Annotated in this window: 18 protein-coding genes; 11 read left to right on the forward strand and 7 right to left on the reverse strand. The window is 66.5% G+C overall.

The genetic code is table 11. The annotated features are described in order from the left end of the window. Positions 1 to 59 precede the first annotated feature (59 nt). The 5 genes from ACP159_RS18770 (at position 60) to ACP159_RS18790 (ending at position 4,068) form a co-directional block, all read left to right on the forward strand. The gene (locus ACP159_RS18770) at positions 60 to 344 is read left to right on the forward strand and encodes a hypothetical protein (RefSeq protein WP_425101247.1); all 285 of its coding nucleotides are present in this window, start codon (positions 60 to 62) and stop codon (positions 342 to 344) included. Next, positions 341 to 1,201 carry a hypothetical protein gene (locus tag ACP159_RS18775; RefSeq protein ID WP_425101248.1) on the forward strand — a complete coding sequence of 287 codons (861 nt, stop codon included), beginning with the start codon at positions 341 to 343 and terminating at the stop codon, positions 1,199 to 1,201. Before ACP159_RS18770 ends, ACP159_RS18775 begins: the two co-directional genes overlap by 4 nt. A 127-nt stretch (positions 1,202 to 1,328) precedes the next feature. Further along, complete coding sequence (locus tag ACP159_RS18780; RefSeq protein WP_425101249.1) at positions 1,329 to 2,150, forward strand: lytic murein transglycosylase; 822 nt, start codon at positions 1,329 to 1,331, stop codon at positions 2,148 to 2,150. Positions 2,151 to 2,371: 221 nt separating this feature from the next. Then, complete coding sequence (locus ACP159_RS18785; RefSeq protein WP_425101250.1) at positions 2,372 to 3,229, forward strand: hypothetical protein; 858 nt, start codon at positions 2,372 to 2,374, stop codon at positions 3,227 to 3,229. Between the two features lie 71 nt (positions 3,230 to 3,300). Then, positions 3,301 to 4,068 carry a heme-dependent oxidative N-demethylase family protein gene (locus ACP159_RS18790; RefSeq protein WP_425101251.1) on the forward strand — a complete coding sequence of 256 codons (768 nt, stop codon included), beginning with the start codon at positions 3,301 to 3,303 and terminating at the stop codon, positions 4,066 to 4,068. Here ACP159_RS18790 and ACP159_RS18795 read toward each other — a convergent pair. Beyond that, entirely contained in the window at positions 4,049 to 4,909 is an 861-nt protein-coding gene (locus ACP159_RS18795; protein ID WP_425101252.1) for an endonuclease/exonuclease/phosphatase family protein, read from the reverse strand. The two genes, ACP159_RS18790 and ACP159_RS18795, sit on opposite strands and share 20 nt — an antisense overlap. Positions 4,910 to 5,018: 109 nt before the next feature. Between ACP159_RS18795 and ACP159_RS18800 the strand changes: the two genes are divergently transcribed. After that, positions 5,019 to 6,242 carry an alpha/beta fold hydrolase gene (locus ACP159_RS18800; RefSeq protein ID WP_425101253.1) on the forward strand — a complete coding sequence of 408 codons (1,224 nt, stop codon included), beginning with the start codon at positions 5,019 to 5,021 and terminating at the stop codon, positions 6,240 to 6,242. 161 nt (positions 6,243 to 6,403) lie between these two features. On the opposite strand, the gene ACP159_RS18805 is transcribed toward ACP159_RS18800, so the two are convergent. After that, complete coding sequence (locus ACP159_RS18805) at positions 6,404 to 7,003, reverse strand: biotin transporter BioY (protein ID WP_425101254.1); 600 nt, start codon at positions 7,001 to 7,003, stop codon at positions 6,404 to 6,406. 291 nt (positions 7,004 to 7,294) lie between these two features. Here ACP159_RS18805 and ACP159_RS18810 point away from each other — a divergent pair, with 291 nt between their 5' ends. Next, entirely contained in the window at positions 7,295 to 7,765 is a 471-nt protein-coding gene (locus tag ACP159_RS18810; RefSeq protein WP_425101255.1) for a hypothetical protein, read from the forward strand. A 104-nt stretch (positions 7,766 to 7,869) separates the two neighbouring features. On the opposite strand, the gene ACP159_RS18815 is transcribed toward ACP159_RS18810, so the two are convergent. From ACP159_RS18815 to ACP159_RS18830, 4 genes are all read right to left on the reverse strand, one after another. Beyond that, positions 7,870 to 9,300, reverse strand: coding sequence for an NAD(P)(+) transhydrogenase (Re/Si-specific) subunit beta (locus ACP159_RS18815; protein WP_425101256.1), 1,431 nt, complete (start codon positions 9,298 to 9,300; stop codon positions 7,870 to 7,872). 15 nt (positions 9,301 to 9,315) lie between these two features. Continuing rightward, positions 9,316 to 10,887 carry a Re/Si-specific NAD(P)(+) transhydrogenase subunit alpha gene (locus ACP159_RS18820; RefSeq protein WP_425101257.1) on the reverse strand — a complete coding sequence of 524 codons (1,572 nt, stop codon included), beginning with the start codon at positions 10,885 to 10,887 and terminating at the stop codon, positions 9,316 to 9,318. Positions 10,888 to 11,030: 143 nt separating this feature from the next. Then, positions 11,031 to 11,480, reverse strand: a complete 450-nt coding sequence (locus ACP159_RS18825; RefSeq protein ID WP_425101258.1) for a methyltransferase family protein — start codon at positions 11,478 to 11,480, stop codon at positions 11,031 to 11,033. Between the two features lie 71 nt (positions 11,481 to 11,551). Then, on the reverse strand, positions 11,552 to 12,502 hold the full coding sequence (locus tag ACP159_RS18830) for an MBL fold metallo-hydrolase (protein WP_425101259.1): 951 nt from the start codon (positions 12,500 to 12,502) through the stop codon (positions 11,552 to 11,554). Between the two features lie 146 nt (positions 12,503 to 12,648). Here ACP159_RS18830 and ACP159_RS18835 point away from each other — a divergent pair, with 146 nt between their 5' ends. After that, positions 12,649 to 13,398, forward strand: a complete 750-nt coding sequence (locus ACP159_RS18835) for an SDR family NAD(P)-dependent oxidoreductase (RefSeq protein ID WP_425101260.1) — start codon at positions 12,649 to 12,651, stop codon at positions 13,396 to 13,398. Positions 13,399 to 13,567: 169 nt separating this feature from the next. Here the strand turns inward: ACP159_RS18835 and ACP159_RS18840 are convergent, their stop codons facing one another. Next, positions 13,568 to 14,158, reverse strand: a complete 591-nt coding sequence (locus ACP159_RS18840) for a TetR/AcrR family transcriptional regulator (RefSeq protein WP_425101261.1) — start codon at positions 14,156 to 14,158, stop codon at positions 13,568 to 13,570. Positions 14,159 to 14,248: 90 nt separating this feature from the next. On the opposite strand from ACP159_RS18840, the gene ACP159_RS18845 reads away from it, so the two are divergent. The 3 genes from ACP159_RS18845 (at position 14,249) to ACP159_RS18855 (ending at position 19,801) form a co-directional block, all read left to right on the forward strand. Beyond that, complete coding sequence (locus tag ACP159_RS18845) at positions 14,249 to 14,701, forward strand: (2Fe-2S)-binding protein (RefSeq protein WP_425101262.1); 453 nt, start codon at positions 14,249 to 14,251, stop codon at positions 14,699 to 14,701. Positions 14,702 to 14,704: 3 nt separating this feature from the next. Further along, complete coding sequence (locus ACP159_RS18850; RefSeq protein WP_425101263.1) at positions 14,705 to 16,942, forward strand: molybdopterin cofactor-binding domain-containing protein; 2,238 nt, start codon at positions 14,705 to 14,707, stop codon at positions 16,940 to 16,942. 306 nt (positions 16,943 to 17,248) lie between these two features. Continuing rightward, the gene (locus tag ACP159_RS18855; RefSeq protein ID WP_425101264.1) at positions 17,249 to 19,801 is read left to right on the forward strand and encodes a Hint domain-containing protein; all 2,553 of its coding nucleotides are present in this window, start codon (positions 17,249 to 17,251) and stop codon (positions 19,799 to 19,801) included. Positions 19,802 to 20,007 lie beyond the last annotated feature (206 nt).

Below are 20,007 nucleotides of genomic sequence, written 5' to 3' on the forward strand. Positions count from 1 at the left end.
CAGGGCGGGATTGCGGCGAGGCGCCAGGCGCCCTGGTCAAACCCGGAAACAAACCTGCTGTGATCCAGATCACAGGTGAAATCCCGCATTCCGCCCGAAGCGTTGGCAGAGGGAACGTCCGCGCCCGTCCCCACCACATTTTCGGCGTGAACGCGGGAATAGCCGCCTGCCGCGCCGCATTTCGCGGGCTTTCGGCACGGCTTTGCCACATTTCGGGGTCTCTGCCGCAATCCGGCCATACCCGCCGATTTCCGGCATGGTTCATCCGTTTTCTCACCACAATTGACCGCCAGCCTGAGGTCGATCTGATGAGCCCCGGTACAGGGGAGAAGGAGAAGAGATGACACAGACCACCGCAAGACTCGTCCTCACCGGCACCGGCTTCGTCTCCGTGTACAAACTGGCGGAAAAACTCGGCGAGGCGCTCAGCCGCTGCACCGGTGCGGCGTTTGCGCTTCAGGACGCCGCGCTGACCGGCGTGACCGTGGTCTCATGCGATCACGCGGTGCAACTGGACCTCGGCTTCGAGGGGGACGAGACGTGCGTCTCCGTGACGGTGCAATCCGCCGATCTCGGCACCGACGCGGCGCAGGCGCTGCTGGCGCGGCTGGTCTACCCGATGGTGGCCAGCTTTCCCGTCGCGGCGGTGGTCTGGCCGGGCACGACGCTGCGCATTCCGAAAGACGCCTTCCTGACCGGCCTCGGCGCAACCCTCGCCCCGCAGGCCGCCGCGATCACCGCGATCGCGCCGCGCCGGGTGATCCGCACGGACAGCACCGGAGCCCTGCGCCGCAAGGCGGTGCGCATCGACCGCGGCGCCGCGACGGAGCCGTCGCTGCCGCGCGACGCGGGCGGCAATGTCATCGCCCTGCCCGTTGCCCTGCCCGCGGCGCAGGCCTTCGACGCCCATGTCCATGCCTTCGAGGCGCATCAACGTGCGCAGCTCCTGCGCGCCGCCAGCAAGTCCGAACTGCAAGCCATCCGCCTCGCCGAGGGTATCCAGACCCCGACGGAGCGTCTCTCGACCTGGGCGGTCTCGCTCAGCGTCGCCACCGTCGCCCTGCCCGTCGCCGCGCCGCTGATCGCCTACAACCTGGTGAAGGGCGAGGACTTCCGCGTCGCGTCGCTGGCCATGGCCCTGGGCGGACTGTTCGTCACGCTTGGCTCCACCGGCGTCATGGCCTCCCTGCCGATGCCGTGAGGTCAACCAGCGCCCAGGAAAACAAGTCCGGAATTCCCGTTTGGTCTTTTGCATGAGACGCGCTAACCTTTTGTATCAAAGCGTTTTCGAAAAACGCGTTCGGTCCAAGATTTTTTCGGAGAACCCCATGCGCCGTCTCTTCACCACCCTCTGTCTCACTGCCCTGACCGCCGCCGCCGCCCCGGCGTGGTCGGCAAGCTGCATCACCTCGCAGGGCGCCTTTGGCCAGTACAAGGCCGAGTTCGCCCAGGAAGCGCAACGGGCCAAGATCGGCCAGCGCGGTCTTGCCGCCCTGAACGCCGCGAAACTCTCCGGCATCACCTGGAAGTTCGAGTCAAACCCGTCCAGCCAGAGCGGCGTGCAGCACGGCGACCCGGCAGCCTTCCTCGCCAAGCGCTCCGGCAGCTCGGCGCAGAACTTCATCAACATGGCCCAGTCGCGGATGCAGAAGAACGGCAACCTCTTCGCCGCCATCGAGCGCAGCACCGGCGTGCCGGGTTCCATCCTGGCGACGATCTGGGGGCTGGAGACCTCCTGGGGCGGATACACCGGCAAGACGCCCATCGTCGATGGCGCGGTGACGCTGGCCTCCTATTGCCGCCGCCATCCGCGCTTCGAGACGCACGCCATGTCCGCGCTCAAGCTGGTCGACATGGGGCTGATCTCCTCCTCGACGAAAGGCGGCCCGTCGGGAGAGCTGGGTCACATGCAGTTCCTCGCGGGCAACTGGCTGAAATACTCCGTGGACGGCAACGGCGATGGCCGCGCCGATCCCTACAATGCCGCAGACGCGCTGTTCTCCGCCGCCAACCTGCTGCGCCGCAATGGCTGGAAGGCGGGCCAGCCCTTCGGCGAAGGCACCGCCAATTTCCGCGTGCTCAGCGCCTGGAACGACAGCGGCAACTACCAGCGCGCCATCGCCTATGCCGCCGAGCGCATCGGCAACTGAGGGCGACTCAGGGTTTACACGAGATCAAGACATTGCGAGGGCACGGGCGGGAAACCACCCGTGCCTTTCCCGTTTGATGATCTTGCGCGAACCAGTGCCCCGCCGCACCCCGGATCGTGCACGGTTTGCCGACAATTGCTCCAGAACTTGCCTCAAATTCTCCCAATTTATCGAACATTCTCGAAAGCTATCCAGAGCCGCCACCCGGACGAGGACCGAGAATGTCGCATCATGAGTACCCCTACGCAGGTCTGATACTCCCCGATGAACGGGGCCTTGCCATCGGACCTTACCTCGATACCTGCCAGCAGGTGCTGGCCCGCCTGGACCCGCGTCCCGTGGGTGTGCCGAAGCGCTCCGAGAAACGGCAGGCGGTGCTGGGAAACCACTACGGCCTGCGGGTCCGTCCGGAGGCCGACGGCCTCTACGGTCCGCGCGTGGTGATCGACATCATCACGCGCGACGGCAGCCCGGTTCCGGAAGAGGTCGGCGCCAAGCTGTTATCCGATACGGTGCTGGCGGCGCTGGAGCACTCGCCCGCCGACACCATCGAATGGTACTCGCCCGATACCCTGCTCGACGCGGAAGACTTCATCCGCCTGCGCAACTACACCACGCCGCGCCGCCGCGCCATGACGCCGGAGGACGAGGACGCCGCCACCCGCCACGCAGTCGAGGAGGCGCTTTCCGAAGCGGCGCTCTACGATGTCGAGGACGACCCCGTGGCGCAAGACGCACGCGTCCTGACCGAGGAACAGCAGATGTCGCAGGACCTGCGGGATTTCCTGTCCGAGGAGGACTCCCCGGAGCCGCAGGAGACCTACAACCCGCTCGCCCGCATGAAGGCCCGCATGGCCGAGCAGGACGCGGACCAGAAACGCCTTGGCGCCGCCGCCTGGCTGATGTCCGGGATGCTGGCGGTGGTGTGCTTTCCGGTGGCCGCGATCGTCTGGCTCAGCGCGATCTGGAAAGGCATCGACTTCCGCCTGACGACGCAGGTGCTCTCGGTCACCATGCTCTTTGTCGCGCTGGCGAACAGCAACCGCATTCACCTGATGCTCGGGCAGATCCTGAACTGAACAGGGCGTTTCGTGCAGGATTGCCGGGCGGGGGCTTGCTGCCCGCGCCACCGGACGCCACTCTGCGCCGCATGACCGGAACCCTGCACACCTCCGCGCCGATTCTCAACACGCGCTGTCCCTACGATCCGCTGACCCCGAAGCCCCTGCCCGGCATCGCCCCGCTGGACGCGGCGCATTGGCTGCAGGCCAACGAGGCCTACGCAGCGCAGCTGGCGGAAAAGTCGCGGCTCCTGCGGACGCGCCGGGACGATGTGGTCTGGCTCGATCCCGCGCACCTGGGCGCGGCACAGGAGTTGCTGGACACCGTCCTGACAATGCTGCCGGAGGGCTTTGCCCGCGACGGCGAGAGCGTCCTCTGCCCCGATGGCCGCCGCGTGACCCCGGATCGCAGCGATCCCCTCGGCACGCTCGGTGCGCTGGTGCAGGAAGACCTGTGCCTGATGGTCAAGGACGGCGCGGAGCACGTGCTGCGCGGCGCGATCCTGTGTTTCCCCGCGAGCTGGACATTGGCGGAAAAGGCGGGCCGCCCGCTGACCGGCATCCACACGCCGGTGCGGCCCTACGACGCCGCTCTCGCGGCCCGCGTGCAGCGCCTGTTCGACGGCATCCGCGCCGGGCGTCCGCTCTGGCGCTTCAACGCCTTCTGGTATCACGACCCGGCGCTGTTCCAGCCCCGCCGGGAAGCCGCCCCGCGCGACGTCACCAACCCCGCCGCGGCGGGTTATCTCCGCAGCGAGCGACAGTGCCTTCTGCGCCTGCCGGCCAGCGGCGCGGTGGTGTTCTCGATCCACACCTACGTGCTGCCCCGCGCGGCGCTCACGGCAACACCAGCCTGACGATCTGCCCGAGGTGATCCGAGCCGAGGCGCGGCGTCTGTTGCCGGGTGAATGCGGTCCCACGCGGGGCGAGCATGTGATCGATGCCGATGGGCAGGTGCAGATACGGCAGGGTAAAGCTCCGCGTGTACCGCCCGATCCGCTCCGTCCGCGTCGCCGCCGCGATCCGCGCCAGAGTGTGCGACCAGCCGACGCTGTTGAAATCCCCGGCCAGCACCACCGGCCCGTCCAGCGCCTCCAGATGCGGCAGCACACCGTCCACCTGCGCCGCCTGCGGAAAGGGCCAGGGCCAGGTCACATGCAGGCTGACCATCCAGACCGGCCCCTGCGCCGTCTCCACCTGCAGCGCGGCGATTCCGTCGCGCCGCGAACACAGCCCGCTGCCCGCCACCACCGGCAGGCGGCTCAGCACCGCCTCGCCGACCTTGCCGCTCGGGCAGACCTGCTGATGCGGATAATCCTGCCGCAGGATGCGCAGCAGCGCCTCGTTCCGGGGAGAGAGCTCCTGCAGCAACAGCACGTCCGGCTGTGTCTCCCGGATCAGCGCCAGCAGCCCGTTGCGATCCTCCCGGTCCCAGAGCAGGTTTTGCTGGAACACCGTGATGCCGCCGCGCGACGGCCCCTGCGGCCCGGGCAACGGCAGATGCGGGACAAGCGCGCCCATGGCCAGCGCCGCCAGTGGCCAGCGCACCCGGCGCGGGCCATCGCTCCAGATCACCGCCAGGGCAAAGAACACCAGCAGCGGCTCTCGAAACACCGCCAGCGAATCGCCCAGCGGATACAGCGCCCCGGCAAAGCCGCCAAGGACCAGAACCCCGAGCCCGACTGAAACAAGTCTCAAGAAACCCCGCATCGCTCTCACCTTGCCGTGACGCGGCGCGCCCGGGCCTTGCCGGATGCGCCTCTGCCCGTCACCTATAGACCCGCTGCCTTAACAACCGTGCCTCGCCATGCCCTTCGATCGGACAACCGACCGCCTCACCTTCCCCGGCTTTTCCGGCGCGCCGCTCTCGGCGCGGCTGGACATGCCGGCCGGGCCCCACCTGGCCACCGCGCTCTTCGCCCATTGCTTCACCTGCGGCAAGGACATTCCCGCCGCCCGGCGCATCGCCGCCCGACTCGCGGGCATGGGCATCGCGGTGCTGCGCTTCGATTTCACCGGGCTGGGTCATTCAGGCGGCGAGTTCGCCAATACGAACCTGACGTCGAACGCCGCCGATCTCGAAGCGGCGGCGGCTCATCTGGCGGAACGCGGCATGCCGCCGACGCTGCTCGTCGGCCATTCGCTCGGTGGCGTGGCGGTGCTGCGCGCCGCCCACCGGATCAAATCCGTCAAGGCGGTGGCGACCATCGGTGCCCCTTTCGATCCGGCCCATGTGACGGAGCATTTCGACGAACACATCGCGGCGATCGAGCAGCACGGCCAGGCGCAGGTCTCGCTCGGCGGCCGGCCCGTGACCATCGGGCGCGGCTTCCTCGAAGACGTGCGGCAGGCCGAGCCCGGCGCCGGTCTCGCCGCGCTGAAGGCCGCGCTGCTGGTGATGCACGCCCCGCGCGACGCGGTGGTCGACATCTCCAACGCCACGAAAATCTTCACCGCCTCCCGCCACCCGAAGAGCTTCGTCACGCTGGATGACGCCGATCACCTGGTCTCCGATCCGAAGGACGCGGAATACGCGGCGGAGGTGATCGCCGCCTGGGCCTCGCGTTACCTGACCCTCACGCCACCCGCCCCGCCCATCGGCGCACCGGAAGGGGTGACGCGGGTGTCGGAGGCCGATCCGCTGGGCTTCCTGCAGGACATCCAGAACGGCCCCTGGCACCATGCCCTCGCCGACGAACCAAAAGCCTACGGGGGCGACAACCGGGGCATGTCGCCCTACGGTTTCCTCGCGGCGGGGCTCGGCGCCTGCACCTCCATGACCATCCGCATGTACGCAAGGCGCAAGGGCTGGCCGCTGACCCACGTTTCCGTCGACGTCACCCACGACAAGCTGCACGCCCAGGACGCCGCCACCGGATCGGACACCCGCATCGACAGCTTCACCCGGCGCATTACGCTGGAGGGTGACCTTTCTGCCGAGCAGCGGGCGCGGCTGATGGAGATCGCCGACAGGTGCCCGGTGCACAAGACGCTGGAAACCGGGGCAGAGATCCGCACCGAACTGGCGTGACCGCCCGTGCTTCTTCTTGGTCCAAATACCCCGGAACTCCGTCAACGACCGGACCGGACGCCCGAGGTCCTTGACGAAAAGAAGGCCGGGGCGATCCCCGGCCTTTCCTGTAGCGTCAGAGCCCCGTAGGGCGGGGCTTTGCCCCGCACCCGGCGCGGAGATCAGCCGCGCGCGCGGCCCACGGCCTTCCAGGCCATCGGCAGTACCAGCGCCGCCAGAGCCAGCTTGATCACGTCACCCACGAGGAACGGGGTCAGGCCCCACTCGAGGATCGGCTTGTCCCAGCCATAGAGCATCCCGAGCCAGATCAGGCCCGGCACGTAGATGATGACGTTCCCGAGCAGCATCGCCCCGGCCATCTTCGGCGCCGAGCGGTCCCAGCCCATGCGCGCCAGAATGCCCAGCAGCACGGTGGCCAGCACGTAGCCCACGAGATAGCCGCCGGTGCCGCCCAACATGTAGGCGATGCCGTATGTCTCCGCCGAAGACCCGGCGAACACGTCGAAGCCCAGCACGCCCACCAGCATGTAGCCGAGGATCGTCACAAGGCCGAGGCGCGGACCGTAGGCGGCGCCGAGGGCCAGCACGGCAAAGGTGCCCATGGTGATCGGCACCGGCCACATCGGCACGCTGATCTTGGCCGAGACGGCCAGTGCGGCAATGCCGAGCACCACAAGGGCCGCCTGCTTGACGCGCAGCGCAGCGCCTTCGTTTGCGCCGAACGCTTCCGCCAGCACGCTCCGGTTCATCGTAAGGTTCATGTCGAGCCCCCGTTATAAAACTGTTTCCTTGGCCTTGTTGTGCCCCAAGCCCCGAAACATCGCAAGTCTGCTCATGCTGCACAGCGGCGGTAAATTTGCAAACCCTGCTTTGCAATCGCAAACCCGCAAACCGTGCAGGGCTGCCCGGCGCCTCGCCGCGGAAGGCCGCGGGCCGCGCTTTCTAAAACGGGGTTTTCGTGGCATCATGGCGTTTCAGCTTGGACCCATACGCGTACGCGCTGTCCTGATCCCGCCCGCCGATCAGGACATTTGACGATCGAGAGGCTCCGGATGTTCGAGATTCACGGTGGATTGGTTGCAAACGGGACGATCCTGTTCACGCGCCAGATCGGCGTGCACACGCAACCGGAGCTCCGGCTGGGCATTCTCAGGGTTGTGTCCACCTTCAAGGATCACCCGCTCCTGCCGGAAATCGTCGACTTGTCCGCAATCCGTGATTCCGAGCTGAACTTCAGAACGTCCAATGCCCTGGTCGACACGATCCTGCCGCATATCGAACCGCCCCGGACATCCCCGAAGAAACGCATCGCCATGTATGCACCCTCCGGGACGATGTTCGGCATGGCCCGGATCTACGCGTCCCTGCTGGAGGCCAAGGACACCAACATCGAGTGCATGGTCTGCCGTACCGAGGCCGAGGCACTGGCCTATCTCGACCGGCCGGAGACCGGCTTTGCGGAGCTGGAGGGGTTCGACCGGGTCGGGCCGCTGCCGCCTCTCGAGTCGGCGTCGGGCCTGTAGCGGCGCAGTCCGGACCGCGCCGGGTCGGCGCCCCTGTCGCCAGTCATGCAAAAGGCCCGCCCCCTTGCCGGGAACGGGCCTCCTGATTCTGTCCGTGCTGCGGCTCAGAGCTTCTGCAGCAGATCCCCGACGGATTGTTTGGCGTCGCCATAGTACATCCGCGTGTTGTCCTTGTAGAACAGCGGGTTCTCGATGCCGGAGTAGCCGGTGCCCTGGCCGCGCTTGGACACGAAGACCTGCTTGGCCTTCCAGACTTCCAGAACCGGCATCCCCGCGATGGGCGAGTTCGGATCGTCCTGCGCCGCCGGGTTCACGATGTCGTTGGAGCCGATCACGATGACCACATCCGTGTCCGGGAAGTCCTCGTTGATCTCGTCCATCTCCAGCACGATGTCATAGGGCACCTTGGCTTCGGCCAGCAGCACGTTCATGTGGCCCGGCAGACGGCCCGCCACCGGGTGGATCGCGAAACGCACGGACTTGCCCTTGGCGCGCAGCTTCGACGTCAGTTCCGCCACGTTCTGCTGCGCCTGTGCCACGGCCATGCCGTAACCCGGTACGATGATCACGCTGTCGGCTTCGTCCAGCGCGGAGGCCACGCCGTCGACGTCGATGGCGACCTGTTCGCCCTCGACTTCCATCGCCGGACCCGCCGTGCCGCCGAAGCCGCCGAGGATCACGGAGATGAACGACCGGTTCATCGCCTTGCACATGATGTAGGACAGGATCGCACCCGAGGAGCCAACGAGTGCGCCGACCACGATCAGCAGGTCATTGCCGAGGCTGAAGCCGATGGCCGCCGCCGCCCAGCCGGAATAGCTGTTCAGCATGGAAACCACGACCGGCATGTCCGCGCCGCCGATGCCCATGATCAGGTGATAGCCGATAAACAGCGCCGCCAGCGTCATCAGGAACAGCGGGAAGAAGCCGCCCGAGGCGAAGTACCAGATCAGGCAGATCACCGAGATCGCCGCCGCCGCCATGTTGAGCAGGTGCCCGCCCGGCAGCTTCTCCGCCTTGGAAGTCAGCTTGCCCGCCAGCTTGCCGTAGGCCACGACCGAGCCGGTGAAGGTGATCGCCCCGATCAGGATGCCGAGGAACAGCTCGACCCGCAGGATGTTCTGCTCGACGGAGGTCTTGTGCGCGAGCAGTTCGGCGAAGCCGTGCAGACCCGCACGCTCTTCCGGCGTCATGGCCAGAACGTTGTTCAGCTCGAAGTGGGCATTGTAGCCGACGAAGACCGCCGCGAGGCCGACGAGCGAGTGCATCGCCGCGACAAGCTGCGGCATCTCGGTCATTTCAACCTTCTTCGCCACATACATGCCGATCACGCCGCCCGCGGCGACGAGGATGAGGGAGAGCAGCCACAGGCCCGAGCCCGGGCCGATCAGCGTTGCGAACACCGCCAGCGCCATGCCGACGATGCCGTACCAGACCGCCCGCTTCGCGCTCTCCTGCCCCGACAGGCCGCCGAGCGAGAGGATGAAGAGGACAGCCGCGACCACATAGGCCGCCGTCGTGAATCCGAATTCCATTGGTAATGTCCCCCCTTACGACTTCTGGAACATCGCGAGCATGCGCCGCGTGACCATGAAGCCGCCGAAGATGTTGATCCCGGTCATGAAGACCGACAGCGCCGCGAGCAGGATCACGAGGAAACTCCCCGAACCGATCTGCATCAGCGCGCCAAGGATGATGATCGACGAAATCGCGTTGGTGACCGCCATCAGCGGCGTGTGCAGCGAGTGCGACACGTTCCAGATCACCTGGAAGCCGACGAAGACCGAAAGCACGAAGACGATGAAGTGCTGCATGAAGCTGGCCGGGGCCACGAGACCGACCGCCAGCAGCAGCGCCCCGCCGACCGCGAGCAGGGTCACCTGCTGCCTGGTCTGCGCCTTGAAGGCCGCGACTTCCGCCGCACGCTTCTCCTCCGCCGTCAGTTCCTTGACCTTCTCCTTGGGCTTGGCCGCGATCGCAGCCACTTTCGGCGGCGGCGGCGGGAAGGTGATCTCGCCCTGATAGGTCACGGTCGCGCCACGGATGACGTCGTCTTCCATGTTGTGATTGATCTTGCCGTCCTTTTCGGGCGTCAGATCGGTCATCATGTGACGGATGTTCGTTGCATAGAGCGTGGAGGACTGCGTCGCCATGCGGGAGGGGAAGTCGGTGTAACCGATGATGGTCACGCCATTCTCGGTCACGACCTTCTCGTCCTTGACGGTGCCCTCGACGTTGCCGCCCTTCTCGGCGGCGAGGTCGATGATCACCGAACCAGGCTTCATCGCGGCGACCATGTCGGCCAGCCAGAGCTTCGGCGCCTCGCGGTTCGGGATCAGCGCCGTGGTGATGACGATGTCCATATCCGGGGCCAGCTCGCGGAACTTCTTGAGCTGCGCCTCGCGGAACTCCGGCGAGGAGACGGAGGCATAGCCGCCGGTGGCCGCGCCGTCCTGCTGCTCTTCCTCGAAATCGAGATAGACGAACTGTGCGCCCATGGACTCGACCTGCTCGGCCACTTCGGGGCGCACGTCGAAGGCATAGGTGATCGCACCGAGGCTGGTGGACGTGCCGATGGCGGCAAGACCGGCCACCCCTGCGCCGACGATCAGAACCTTCGCCGGGGGCACCTTGCCCGCGGCGGTGATCTGGCCGGTGAAGAAGCGCCCGAAGTTGTTGCCCGCCTCGATCACCGCGCGGTAGCCGGCGATATTGGCCATGGACGACAGCGCGTCCATCTTCTGTGCGCGGGAGATGCGCGGGACCATTTCCATGGCAATGACGTTGGCACCCTTGGCCTTCGCCTGCTCCAGCCCCTCGGCGTTGCCGCCGGGGTTGAAGAAGGTGATCAGCGTCTTGTCGGCGGTCAGACGGTCGATCTCGGCGGCGGTCGGAATGCGCACCTTGGCGATGATGTCCGCCTGCGCGAACAGCGCCTCGGCGCTCTCGACGACGGTCACACCCGCCGCTTCGTAATCCGCGTCAGCGAAACCGGCACGGCTGCCGGCCCCGGTCTCGATCAGACAGTCATAGCCCAGCTTCTGCAGCTGGAGCGCCGAATCCGGGGTCATCGCTACGCGATTTTCCCCGGCTTCGACTTCCCTTGGCGTCCCAATTTTCACGTGTGTCCCCCTTGGTCAGGTTCTGCGCTCACGCCCCTGACGGAGCGTAAATTCCGGATCGGTCTACATTGCTGACCTAGCTACCACAAGCAGCATAGGCCAGCCATCGGCTCTCCCGTGATAGATCACAGGAAAGTCGAGAGTTAAAGCCACCTTCTCGTTTGTTGCGTATACCGGTGGAACTCCGCAAGAAACTTGCTCTTTAGTCGCATTTCTTCCGGTTCGATAAAGCGTTTCTCGATGATCCAGACGAAGATCGGGACGAGCGGCAGCGACAGCACCGCATCCCAGTACAGGATCAATCCGGCGAGAATAAGCGAATCGCCAAGGTAAATGGGGTTGCGCGAGCGCTTGAAGATGCCGGAGGTGACGAGGCGGCTGGCCTGCTGGTGCGGGATGATGGTGGTGCGATGGCGGCGCATTTCGTAGGCGGCCAGCGCCATCAGCAGGATACCCGCGCCGACCAGCAGACCGCCGAGCAGGTCCGCCCAGACCGGGCCGAAGCTGAGGCCCATCGGGTGGTAAGCCGCCTGCCACTTTGCCAGCGCAAGGCAAGCCAGCAACCAGACCGGCGGCATGTCGATCCATTTCATCGTGCGAGTCCCTCGTCAGGCGTTTCGGCGGGGATCATAGGCGGCAATTTCCGTGAATGCGATCCTCCGGATCACTCCCACTCCATCTCCTCGTAAACCCGCCCCGCGTTCTTCGTTGCCAGTTCCTCGAAGGTATCGAGATATTCCCACCGGGTCTGATCGACATAATAGGCCCCAGCCAGATCCCCGCCTTCGTCGATATGCGCCCGGATCTTTTCGCGCAGGTCGGTCAGGTAGCCGACGGTCTCCATCCGCACCATGTCCATGTTCGTCGGATGACCATGTCCGGGGATCACATATGTCGCGCCAAGCTCCGTGAACGGCCCCTCGAAGGTTTCGATCCAGCAGGCGGTGCAGGTGCCCTCGAAGATCGGCGGCATGCGCTCGTGAAAGGCGATGTCGCCCGCGATGACCATGCCGAGGTCCGGCAGCCAGACCTGCACGTCGCCCGGATCATGCGCCGGGCCAAGGTGCAGCGCCTTGATCGTCACGCCGCCCATGGAGGCATCGTATTCATCGGTGAAGGAGAGGTTCGCCGGCACCACCCGCGTGCCTTCCGCCTTGTCGCGGTTGTAGCGTTGCATCCCCATCAGGATGAAATCCGCATCCTTCTCGACAACCTCGGTGGCATCCTCATGCGCAAGGATGTCGACCCCGAGATCGGCCCAATAGGCATTGCCGAGCATCGCATGCCCCTGCCCGTTCTCGTTGATGACGAGCTTCACCGGCTGGTCTGTGACGGCCTTGATCTCGTCGTGCAGCGCCTTTGCCAGTCGCACGCTGGCGCCGCCGTTGATCACGACAACGCCGTCGCCCGTCACGATGAACGACAGGTTGTTGTTGTGACCGGAGTTCTCATAGGTCGGCGGCGCGGTGGCCCCGATGGCGGACCAGACGCCGGGGATCACCTGCACCGGCTTCGCATAGAGTTCCGACTGCGGATAAAGATCCGCGATGTCCTCATGCGCAACGGCAGCGGAGGCCAGCCCGAGCAGGGCCAACGTGGAAAGCAAGGCGTTCATGGATCGGGTCCTCCCTATGTCCGAAACACATTCGCATGTGTGAATTGATTTGCCAAGCCACCCCGCGCAAGCCGACGGCCGATGGCTTGTCATGGCGCGGCGGGGCGGTCAGGGTGGAGGCCGGGAGACAGTCGGGAGGACAGGACATGCTCAGAGGCAAACACGCGCTCGTCACTGGCGGCGGCACCGGCATCGGCCTCGCCATCGCGCAGAGCCTGGCAAGCCATGGAGCGGAGGTGACGATCACCGGGCGGCGGGAGGGACCGCTGAAGGCGGCAGAAAGCCTGCGCATCCATCCTTTGGTGATGGATGTGTGTGACGAGGCGTCCGTCGTCGACGGCGTGGCGGCGGCGGTTGCGGCGCGCGGGCCGGTGCAGATCTGCGTGCCAAATGCGGGCATCGCCGAAGGGCGGGCGATCCTGAAGACCGACATGGACTTCTGGCGGCGGATGATGGCCACCAACCTCGACGGCGCCTTCCTGACCATCCGGGAATGCCTGAAGTCGATGACCACGACAGACTGGGGCCGCGTGGTGGCGGTCTCCTCCGTCGCGGGGCTCAAGGGGCTGAAGGGCGCTCCGACCTACAGTGCGTCCAAGCACGCGCTGATCGGCCTGATCCGCGGCCTCGCGGCGGATTACGCAGCGAAGCCCTACACGTTCAACGCGCTCTGCCCCGCCTATGTCGACACGGAGATCATCACCCGCAACACAACCTCGATCATGCAGCGCACCGGCCTGCCGGAGGAGGATGCGCGCAAGCTGATGACCGACCTCAACCCGCACGGGCGTCTGATCGCGCCGGAGGAGGTGGCCGAGGCGGCGTTGTTCCTGTGCGGGCCGCATTCGGGCAGCGTCAATGGCCAGGCCATTCAGATCGCGGGCGGAGAGGTCTGAGCGCCACGCTGGCTGCTTCTCTGGTCTGACAAATACCTCTGCGCACGCTCTCCACCAGGAGCAACGCGTGAGTGGAGCGGTGGAAAATTTTTCGGGTCAAAAATTTTCTTTCGGGGGCCTTGCCCCCGGAGCCCCCAGGTATTTGAGGACCAAAGAAGACCAGGGACTCTCAGATCTCCAGGGCAGCGCCAAAGATCCGCGCCATGCGGTCGAGGTGGGCGAGGTAGGATGCATAGTCCGGCGCCCGGCCCGCCGCCTTGGCTCCTTCCAGCGCGGCGATCATGCTGTCCGCCATCTGCTCGGGCGGATCGTCCAGCCGGATGCGCCCGTCCCGCACCATGCGGGCGAGCCAGTCGCCGAGGGTCGCCACGATCCGCGCCCGGCCCTGCGCCGCCTCCTGTGCTGCGATGACGTTGCCGATTTCGAGCATGTCCTCGCCGTGCGGGCTGCTCAGGAGGGTTTCCATCAGCCGACCGGACTTTGCCCGGAACGCCGCGCGCAGGAGCTCCGGCACCGTGCCCGGCCCGTTCAGCGCGCCGTCGATCGCTGCGCAGGCCTCGTCGTAGAAGGCGGTGACCAGCGAGCGGGCGATGTCTTCCTTGCCGTCGAAATATTGATACAGCGCGGGACGGGACATGCCAGCGGCCCGCGCTATGTCTGTCATCGAGGTCCGCTGGAAGCCGTATTGCGCAAACACGCCGAAGGCGGATTCGAGAATCGCCTGCCGTTTGCCCTGATCCTTGTCTGCGTCATCCTTCATTCCGACACTCTGACAAATCGGCGCAAAACTGTCAATTGACACCCTGACACTTTCGGGCAATAGTGTCAGAAATCTGCGAGAGGACGCCCCATGGCCAGACTGACCGTCAACGGAACCGAGCACGATGTCGATCTTCCCGGGGAGGTGCCGCTCCTCTGGGTGCTGCGCGACCAGTTGAACCTGACCGGCACCAAATACGGCTGCGGCGTCGCGGCCTGCGGGGCCTGTACGGTGCAGATCGACGGTGAGGCGGTGCGGTCCTGCCAGGTTGCGCTGTCGGATGTCTGGGGCGCGGTGACGACGATCGAGGGTCTGGGACAGCCGGACAATCTCCACCGACTGCAGCAGGCGTGGATCGACCATCAGGTGGCGCAATGCGGCTACTGCCAGTCCGGGCAGATCATGCAGGCGGCGGCCTTGCTGGCGTCCAACCCGACGCCCACCGACGATGACATCGATGCGGCGATGAACGGGAACCTCTGCCGGTGCGGCACCTACCCGCGCATCCGCGCCGCCATCAAGTCCGTCAGCGAAGGAGCCTGAGCCATGGCCAGCATCGGAAAGATCGTCCGCCGCACCTTTCTCTTCGGCTCGCTTGCCGTGGTCGGCGGGGCGGCGTTTGGCGCCTGGTATGTGTCGCGCCCTGCCCCGAACCCGCTCAAGCCCGGTGAAGGCGAGGCCAGCCTCAACCCCTTCGTGATGATCACGCAGGACGGCATTCACCTGATCGCGCCGCGCGCGGAGATGGGGCAAGGGACGCACACCACCTGGGCGGCGCTGCTGGCGGAGGAACTCGACGTCGAGCTGGATCAGGTGACGGTGATCCACGGCCCGCCCGCGAAGGCCTATTACAACACCGCGCTGCTGGCGGAGGGCATGCCGACGAAGGGCTATGACGCCAGCGGGTTCATGCATTCGCTGGGCGAGGCGATGGGCGTGCTCGGCAAGGTCTTCGACATGCAGGTAACGGGCGGCTCCAGCGCCATGAAGGACGGCTTCGAGCGCATGCGGGTGATGGGCGCCGGGGCGCGGGAGATGCTCAAGGCGGCCGCGGCCCGTCGGCTTGGCGTGGACCGGGCTTCGCTCAAGACCGCGGGTGGCAAGGTGATCGCGCCGGACGGGACGGAGATGGCCTATTCCGACCTCGCCGCCGATCTGGAGGGGATCGAAACGCCGAAGGTGGCGCTGCGCCGTCCGGAAGAGTGGCGGCTTCTGGGCAAGACACAGCCGCGCATCGACATTCCGGCCAAGTCGACCGGAACGGCAATGTTCGGCATCGACACCCGCCTGCCCGGCATGAAATTCGCCGCCGTGCGCATGGCGCCGACGCGGGCCGGGATGAAGTCGTTCGACGGGTTCGAGGCGGGGCGGATGCCGGGGGTGGAGAAGGTCGTGGACCTGGGCGACGGTCTGGCGGTGATCGCCTCCAACACCTGGCTCGCCATGCAGGCGGTGCAGTCGATCCCGGTGGAATGGGAAGACGCGGCCTATCCGGACACCAGCGAGGCGGCCTTTGCGGCGCTGGAGACGGCCTTCGAGGATGAGCCCAATTCAACGATGCGCGAGGATGGCGATCCGTTGCAGCAGCCGGAGGGCTCGGCGCGGATCGAAGCCGAGTACCGCGTGCCCTTCCTGTCTCATGCACCACTTGAACCGATGAACGCAACCGCCTGGTTCGACGGAAAAAAACTGCGCCTGTGGTGCGGCAATCAGGGGCCGACCTTCCTGCGCACCCGCTGCGCCGAGGCGGCGGGGCTCGACGAGGACGACGTCGAGGTCAACGTCACCCTGATGGGCGGCAGCTTTGGCCGCCGGGGCGAGCTTGACTACGCGGTGATCGCCACGAAGGTCGCCGCCGCCATGCCCGGCACGCCCGTCAACGTGACCTGGTCGCGGGAGGAGGACATGACCCATGACTTCTACCGTCCGCCCGCGATTGCCCGCATGACCGGCGCGGTGCGGGACGGCCTGCCGGTGGTGTTCGACGCACAGGTGTCCTCGCCCTCGATTGCGGCGCAGGCGATGGACCGCTGGCTGGGTTTTGCGCCCTCCGGACCGGACCGGGGGATCGTGGACGGGCTGTTCAACCAGCCCTATGGCATCCCCAACTACCGTGTCGCCGGACACCGGGCGATGATCGCGCCGCCGCTGGGATTCTGGCGGTCGGTGGGGGCGAGCTACAACGGCTTCTTCCACGAGTGCTTCATGGATGAACTCGCCGTCGCGGCGCAGACCGATCCCATGGAGATGCGGCTGAAACTGACGCGGGATGAATGGCTGCCCGCCTTCTACTGCCTCGAAGCGGTGCGCGACATGAGCGGCTGGACCGGCAAGCGGCAGGAGGGCGTCGGGCGCGGCCTCGCCATGGTTTACAGCTTCGGCACGCCGGTGGCGGTGGTGATCGAGGTGGCGAGCACCGAGGGCGGCATCCGGATGACCAATGCCTGGATGGCAGCGGATGTGGGCGTGGCGCTCGATCCCGGCAACATCGAGGCGCAGCTGACCGGGGGGCTGGCCTACGGTCTGTCGGCGGCGATCGGCGAGGAGATCACCTTTGCCAACGGCCAGGTGGACCAGCGCAACTTCCCGGATTACGAGCCGCTGCGGATGAGCCAGATGCCGAAGGTCGAGGTGCAGATCCTGCAGAACCAGGAGCGGCTGAACGGCATCGGCGAGCCGGGCACCCCGCCCGCGGCCCCGGCGCTGGCGAATGCGCTCTTCGACCTGACGGGCACCCGGGCGCGGGAGCTGCCGCTGAAGAAGCACTTCGACTTCTTCGTCTGAAGGGGGCCTCGCGCCCCCACCCCAACCCTCCCGCAGCTAGCCCCTACCCCACCCCAACCCTCCCCGTCGGGGAGGGAGTCCCCGCGCCCGCCACTCCGGTGTGCCCGGCTCCAACCCGTACAATTTACCGCAAATTTGCCACAATCGTTGGTTAATGCTTTGTTAACGTGCGGGGTCCGCTTTCGAAACCAACGGCTTCGGGGCAGAGTCCGGCGATGAGCAAAGACACCCCGAAGGCCCGTGCAGGCCCGAGGGTCGGCCTATCACCGGCACCAAGACCGGGACGGGCGAGGCAGGAGCAGCGGTATGCCGAGCGGGTATCTGGTCACCCTGGGTGACAACAGTCTGGATTCCGGCGATGTGATCAGCGGGGCGCTGATCAATTTCACCACGCAGACCAACCTGGGCGCGGGCCAGTGGGTCTGGTCCGGGACCTGGAACGGCAACAATTACAACAACGTGCAGGAACCGGGGACCTATTACCTCGCCACCAACGGCAACGTCTATTTCGTGCCGCAATACGGGCCGGTGGGGACGCTGTCCTCCTCCTCGGTGATCAGCGCTCCGAGCTACGTGAAGCCAACCGACGGCATCGTGTCCGGCACCACCGGCGGCGACCTGATCGACCCGGATTTCATCGACCCGGACGGCGACCGCGCCGATGGCAACACGCTCGCGGACGACATTCGCTCCGGTGCGGGCAATGACACGGTGATCGCCGGACAGGGCAACGACACGGTGGACGCGGGCGACGGCGACGATCTCGTCTACGGCGACTTCGGGACCTATACGCCCAAGCCGGTGACCGAGACGCTCGACTGGAGCCGGCAAGGCGCAAACGGCACCAATGTCGCGGGCGGCTTCACGCAGGACACCGGCACGGTCAACGTGACCGTCGGTTTCAGCAATGACGGCAACAACAATCCGACCTTCCAGGTGGACACGGCCACCGCGCAATATGCGTCCGGCGGCTATGATCCCAATTCGTCATTGTACCTGTACGGCCAGGGCGATGGCGCCACCTCGACCACGACCCTGACGTTCACCCCCAGTTCCGAGGGCACGGCGGCGGATGAGGTGGAAAACGTCCGGTTCCGGATCAACGATATCGACTGGGGGGCGGGCAACCATACGGATATCGTGACCGTCAACGCCTATGATGCGGACGGCAACCCGGTGCCGGTCAGCTTCGTTCTCGGCGGTGGCGACACGCTCTCCGGCAATACCATCACCGCCGAGGCGGTGGCGGAGAACGCCAATCAGGTCGGCGGCTCCGTACTGGTGCAGATCGCCGGGCCGGTGGCCAGCATCGAGATCATCTATGCCAACGGCCAGGGCAACACCCAGGGCATCTGGGTCACCGATGTGATGTTCGACGCCATCCCGGTGGCGGCAGGCAACGACAGCCTGATCGGCGGGGCCGGTAATGACACGCTGTTCGGCGAGGGCGGCAACGACACGCTTCAGGGCGGGCCCGGCAACGACAGCCTGAACGGCGGGGTGGGCCGGGACTCGCTGGTCGGTGGCGATGGGAACGACACGCTGGAGGGCGGCGCCGGGGCGGATACGCTGAGCGGCGGGGCGGGCATGGATTTTGCCAGCTATGCCGGCTCGGATGCGGCGGTCTACGTCAACCTGGCCACCAACACCTTCAGCGGCGGCCATGCCACGGGGGATGTGAACAACGGTGGCATCGACGGGCTCATCGGCTCGGCCTATGGCGACACGCTGATCGGCTACGACGGCCAGGGGCCGGACTGGACGAACGTGTTCTATGGAGGCCTTGGCAACGACACGATGGACGGCGCGGGGGGCGACGACTCGCTCTACGGCGAGGAGGGCAATGACTCGATCCTCGGCGGCGCCGGGGCGGATCTGGTCGATGGCGGCAACGGCAATGACAGCCTCGACGGCGGCACCGGCAACGACACCGTTCTGGGCGGCGCCGGACAGGACACGCTGGCGGGTGGCACCGGGGCGGACCGGCTCGACGGTGGCGCGGGCGATGACGTGATCCTGGCCGGGGTCGGCGACACGGTGACCGGAGGCGACGGCGATGACGTGATCCGCATCGTCAGCACCGGAGAGGCCCCCGGCGTCATCACGATCAACGGCAGCACCGCCGGGCAGACACTGGGCGACACGCTGGACCTGAACGGGCTGGCAGACCGCTCGACGCTGGTGATCACCGACAACACCGGCGGCGAGCTGACCGGCACGGTGACCCTGCTCGACGGGACGGTGGTGAATTTCTCCAACATCGACAGCGTGATCTGTTTCACGCCGGGTACGCGCATCCTGACCGACACCGGGCCGCGCCCGGTGGAGACGCTGCGGGTCGGGGACCTTGTGATGACACGCGACGATGGCCTGCAGCCGCTGGTCTGGACCGGGGCGCGGCGGATGCTGGCGCGGGGCGACAATGCGCCGGTGTCGATCGCACCGCATCTGTTCGGCGGGGTGCGGCCGCTGGTGGTCTCGCCGCAGCACCGGATGCTGATCGAGAGCCCGGCGGCGGAACTGCTGTTCGGCGCGCGCGAGGTCTTTGCGGCGGCGCGGCACCTCGTGGACGGCGACACCGTACGGCGGGCGGCGGATGGAGAGGTGACCTACCACCACCTGCTGCTGCCCCGGCACGCGGTGATCTACGCCGAGGGCATGGCGACCGAAAGCTTCTTTGCCGGTCCGGGCGGGCTGGAGGCGCTGGACGCAGCGTCGCGCGAAAGCCTGTTCGCCGCCCTGCCCGGGTTGCGCAGCGATCCCGGCAGCTATGGCACGACGGCGCGGGCCTGCCTGCGCGGGTTCGAAGCGCGCATGCTGCACGGCAGCCTGTCCCACCGCATCGCCTCTGTCGCCTGATCAGGCCTGGCCCGTCGGGCCGCCGGTTCAGGTCATGCCTTCGGTCCCGGGGCAACCGATTTCCTTTCAGGAAATCGGTCCGGACTCTTTGAAAGAGTCCGGGTCCAGCGTCGCCCATTGGCACCACTCCCCGCCGTTACGACACAGCCGCGCGCCTCCTCGCGCCCTGCCCTTGCCCGCCCTTTCCCCTTCGCCTATGGAGAAAG

The sequence above is a fragment of the Tropicibacter sp. S64 genome, from assembly GCF_049803835.1.
Taxonomy (GTDB): domain Bacteria; phylum Pseudomonadota; class Alphaproteobacteria; order Rhodobacterales; family Rhodobacteraceae; genus Pacificoceanicola.

Excerpts from the sequence above, each read along its gene's own strand:
- ACP159_RS18775 (WP_425101248.1), top strand. The coding sequence starts at position 341 with ATGACACAGACCACCGCAAGACTCGTCCTCACCGGCACCGGCTTCGTC.
- ACP159_RS18780 (WP_425101249.1), top strand. The coding sequence starts at position 1,329 with ATGCGCCGTCTCTTCACCACCCTCTGTCTCACTGCCCTGACCGCCGCC.
- ACP159_RS18785 (WP_425101250.1), top strand. The coding sequence starts at position 2,372 with ATGTCGCATCATGAGTACCCCTACGCAGGTCTGATACTCCCCGATGAA.
- ACP159_RS18790 (WP_425101251.1), top strand. The coding sequence starts at position 3,301 with ATGACCGGAACCCTGCACACCTCCGCGCCGATTCTCAACACGCGCTGT.
- ACP159_RS18800 (WP_425101253.1), top strand. The coding sequence starts at position 5,019 with ATGCCCTTCGATCGGACAACCGACCGCCTCACCTTCCCCGGCTTTTCC.
- ACP159_RS18805 (WP_425101254.1), bottom strand. The coding sequence starts at position 7,003 with ATGAACCTTACGATGAACCGGAGCGTGCTGGCGGAAGCGTTCGGCGCA.
- ACP159_RS18810 (WP_425101255.1), top strand. The coding sequence starts at position 7,295 with ATGTTCGAGATTCACGGTGGATTGGTTGCAAACGGGACGATCCTGTTC.
- ACP159_RS18815 (WP_425101256.1), bottom strand. The coding sequence starts at position 9,300 with ATGGAATTCGGATTCACGACGGCGGCCTATGTGGTCGCGGCTGTCCTC.
- ACP159_RS18825 (WP_425101258.1), bottom strand. The coding sequence starts at position 11,480 with ATGAAATGGATCGACATGCCGCCGGTCTGGTTGCTGGCTTGCCTTGCG.
- ACP159_RS18830 (WP_425101259.1), bottom strand. The coding sequence starts at position 12,502 with ATGAACGCCTTGCTTTCCACGTTGGCCCTGCTCGGGCTGGCCTCCGCT.
- ACP159_RS18835 (WP_425101260.1), top strand. The coding sequence starts at position 12,649 with ATGCTCAGAGGCAAACACGCGCTCGTCACTGGCGGCGGCACCGGCATC.
- ACP159_RS18840 (WP_425101261.1), bottom strand. The coding sequence starts at position 14,158 with ATGAAGGATGACGCAGACAAGGATCAGGGCAAACGGCAGGCGATTCTC.
- ACP159_RS18845 (WP_425101262.1), top strand. The coding sequence starts at position 14,249 with ATGGCCAGACTGACCGTCAACGGAACCGAGCACGATGTCGATCTTCCC.
- ACP159_RS18850 (WP_425101263.1), top strand. The coding sequence starts at position 14,705 with ATGGCCAGCATCGGAAAGATCGTCCGCCGCACCTTTCTCTTCGGCTCG.
- ACP159_RS18855 (WP_425101264.1), top strand. The coding sequence starts at position 17,249 with ATGCCGAGCGGGTATCTGGTCACCCTGGGTGACAACAGTCTGGATTCC.